Here is a 3,662-nt window from a genome sequence, read left to right on the forward strand (position 1 = left end):
GGGGTGAGCGGAACCGTGACTGGGGCGCTGGGGGGTCAGGGGACTCGGCGGTGGGCGTTCGGCTCTGTCGAGGGGCCCGGTGTCGCGTCCGCGATCCACGGGCCCTCGTCGCCCGGGTCCACGATCCCCTCCTCCAGCCACGCGTACCGACCCGCCAGGACCCCCTCGGCGACCCGCCCGTCGACCTCGTCCGTGTTGGACCAGAGCCGTCCGAACAGCTCCTCGATCCGCAGCCGGGCCTGCCGGCAGAACGCGTCCGCGAGCTGCTGGGCCTCCCGGCCGTGGTCCCCGGTGGTGCGCAGGAGTTCGGCCCGTACACAGGCCGCGCTCATCGCGAAGAGTTCCGCGCCGATGTCGACGATCCGGCCGAGGAAGGCCTGCTTGAGTTCCATCCGGCCCTGCCAGCGGGACATCGCGTAGAAGGTCGCGCGGGCCAGTTTGCGAGAGGTTCGTTCGACGTACCGGAGATGCACCGCCAGCTCGCCGAACTCGCCGTACGAGTTCGGCAGTTGCCCCGGGCCGGTCACGAGTCCCGGCAGCCAGCGGGCGTAGAAGCCGCCCGCCCGCGCGCCCGCCTTCGCCTTGTCGGTGAGGGACTTCCCGGGGTCGATGAGGTCCCCCGCGACGGAGAGGTGGGCGTCGACGGCCTCGCGGGCGATCAGCAGGTGCATGATCTCGGTCGAGCCCTCGAAGATCCGGTTGATCCGCAGATCGCGCAGGACCTGCTCGGCGGGGACGGCGCGTTCGCCGCGGGCGGCGAGCGAGTCGGCCGTCTCGTAGCCGCGGCCGCCACGGATCTGGACGAGTTCGTCGGCGATGAGCCAGGCCATCTCGGAGCCGTACAGCTTCGCGAGGGCGGCCTCGATGCGGATGTCGTTGCGGTCCTCGTCGGCCATCTGGGAGGCGAGGTCGACGACCGCCTCCAGGGCGAAGGTGGTGGCCGCGATGAAGGAGATCTTGGTGCCGACGGCCTCGTGACGGCCGACCGGCCCGCCCCACTGCTCGCGGACGCCCGCCCACTCGCGGGCGATCTTCAGGCACCACTTCCCGGCGCCCGCGCACGTGGCGGGGAGCGAGAGCCGGCCGGTGTTGAGGGTGGTGAGGGCGATCTTGAGGCCGGCGCCCTCGGGGCCGATGCGGTTCTCGGCGGGGACCCGGACGCCGTGGAAGCGGGTGACGCCGTTCTCGAGGCCGCGCAGGCCCATGAAGGCGTTGCGGTGCTCGACGGTGATGCCGGGCGAGCCGGCCTCGACGACGAAGGCGGTGATGCCGCCGCGATGCCCGTCCGAGGCCGGCACGCGGGCCATGACGACGAGCAGGTCGGCGATGACGCCGTTGGTGGTCCAGAGCTTCACGCCGTCGAGGACGTACGTGTCCCCGTCCGGTACCGCCGTGGTGGCCAGCCGCGCCGGGTCGGAGCCGACGTCCGGCTCGGTCAGCAGGAACGCGGAGATGTCCGTACGGGCCAGCCGGGGCAGGAAGGCGTCCTTCTGCTCCTGGGTGCCGAAGAGTTTCAGCGGCTGCGGTACGCCGATCGACTGATGCGCGGAGAGCAGGGCGCCGACCGCGGGGCTCGCGGAGCCCACGAGCGCGAGGGCCCGGTTGTAGTACAGCTGGGTGAGGCCGAGACCGCCGTACTTCCGGTCGATCTTCATCCCGAGCGCGCCGAGCTCCTTGAGCCCGGCGAGCGTCTCGTCGGGGATGCGGGCCTCCCGCTCGATGCGCGCGCCGTCGATCCGGGTCTCGCAGAACGCGCGGAGGGTGGCCAGGAAGGCCTCGCCGCGCCGGGCGTCCTCCTCGGCGGGGAGGGGATGGGGATGGACGAGGTCGAGCCGGAACCGGCCGAGGAAGAGTTCCTTGGCGAAGCTCGGCTTGTGCCAGTCCCGCTCACGTGCGGCCTCGGCGGTCTGCCGGGCCTCGTGTGCGGTGACCTTGGGCCGCTGGGTGGGGGCGGACATGGACACCTCCTCGGTCTCACTGTCCGTCGTACCCGATTTCTGCCGGTCCGGACAGGCGGGAGACCGGCCGGAGCCTCGGCCGTACGGCGAAAGGCGGCCCGAACCCCCGCACAGTGGGTTCGGACCGCCTGGTCTCGTGGCGTGCGCCGTACGAGGTACGCGCGCGCCGTGCGCCGTACGCCTAGAGGGCGAGGCCCGTCAGGACGAGGACGCGCTCGTAGGTGTAGTCGTCCATCGCGTACTTGACGCCCTCGCGGCCGACGCCGGAGCGCTTGGCGCCGCCGTACGGCATCTGGTCGGCGCGGTACGAGGGGACGTCGCCGACGATCACGCCGCCGACCTCGAGGGCGCGGTGGGCGCGGAAGGCGGCCTGGAGGTCGTGGGTGAAGACACCGGCCTGGAGGCCGAAGTCGGAGTCGTTGACCGCGGCGAACGCCTCGGCCTCGCCGTCGACCTTGGCGATGGTCAGGACCGGGCCGAAGACCTCGGCGCGGGCCAGCGTGACGTCCGCCGGGAGCTCGGTGAGCACGGTCGGGGCGTAGGTCGCGCCCTCGCGCTTGCCGCCCGCGAGGAGCTTGGCGCCGGCGGCGACGGCCTCGTCCACCCAGGACTCGACGCGCTTCGCTGCGGCCTCGTCGACCAGCGGGCCGACGTCGGTGGCGGCGTCGGACGGGTCACCGGTGACCTGTGCCTCGACGGCGGCGACGATCTTCGGCAGCAGGCGGTCGTGGACGGAGGAGTCGACGATCACGCGCTGGACGGAGATGCAGGACTGGCCGCCCTGGTAGTTGGAGAAGGTGGCGATACGGCTCGCCGCCCAGTCCAGGTCCTCCTCGGAGGACCAGTCGGGGAGGACGACGGCCGCGGCGTTGCCGCCGAGCTCCAGGGTGCAGTGCTTGTGGGGCACCGACTGCTGGATGGCGTAGCCGACCGTGTCGGAGCCGGTGAAGGAGATGACCGGGAGGCGCTCGTCCTTGACGAGGGCGGGCATGCGGTCGTTCGGCACGGTCAGGATCGACCAGGAGCCGGCCGGCAGGTCGGTCTCGGCCAGGATCTCGCCCAGGATCAGGGAGGAGATCGGGGTCGACGGCGCCGGCTTGAGGATGATCGGGGCGCCGACGGCGATGGCCGGGGCGACCTTGTGGGCGCTGAGGTTCAGCGGGAAGTTGAACGGCGCGATGCCGAGGACGACACCCTTGGGGATACGGCGGGTCAGCGCGAGGCGGCCCGCGCCACCGGCCTCGGTGTCCAGGCGCTGGGCCTCGCCGGCGTTCCAGCGGCGGGCCTCCTCGGCGGCGAAACGGAAGACGGAGACGGCACGGCCGACCTCGCCGCGGGCCCACTTGATGGGCTTGCCGTTCTCGGCGGAGATCACCAGGGCGATCTCCTCGGTGCGCTCGGCGAGCCGCTTCGACACGTGGTCGAGGGCGGCGGCGCGGACGTGCGCCGGGGTCGCGGCGAACTCGTCGACGACGGCGTGCGCGGCGGCGACGGCCTCCTCGACCTGGGCCTCGGTGGGCACGCTGACCTTGCCGACCAGACGTCCGTCGAAGGAGTTCGTGACGTCGAAGGTGGCCTCGCCGGTGGCCTCGCGGCCGGCGAGCCAGAAGGCGTGGGTGGTCGTCATTGCGTCCCGGCCCTTTCCGTATCGGGGGGTGCGAGCGATTGCTCTCATGACACGTTAGGGCCGGGGCGGCGGGCGTG

General features: G+C 72.4%; 2 protein-coding genes. Both read right to left on the minus strand.

Annotation, left to right across the window (positions count from 1 at the left end):
- Positions 1-35: 35 nt before the first annotated feature.
- Positions 36-1,958 (minus strand): acyl-CoA dehydrogenase family protein, encoded by a 1,923-nt coding sequence (locus tag AOK00_RS31230; protein WP_055603554.1) that lies wholly within the window; start codon positions 1,956-1,958, stop codon positions 36-38.
- A 181-nt stretch (positions 1,959-2,139) separates the two neighbouring features.
- Positions 2,140-3,585, minus strand: coding sequence for an aldehyde dehydrogenase family protein (locus AOK00_RS31235; protein ID WP_055603555.1), 1,446 nt, complete (start codon positions 3,583-3,585; stop codon positions 2,140-2,142).
- Positions 3,586-3,662: the final 77 nt, after the last annotated feature.

Origin of the sequence: Streptomyces aureus (genome assembly GCF_001418135.1) — a bacterium.
In the GTDB taxonomy this organism is placed as follows: Bacteria; Actinomycetota; Actinomycetes; order Streptomycetales; family Streptomycetaceae; genus Streptomyces; species Streptomyces aureus_A.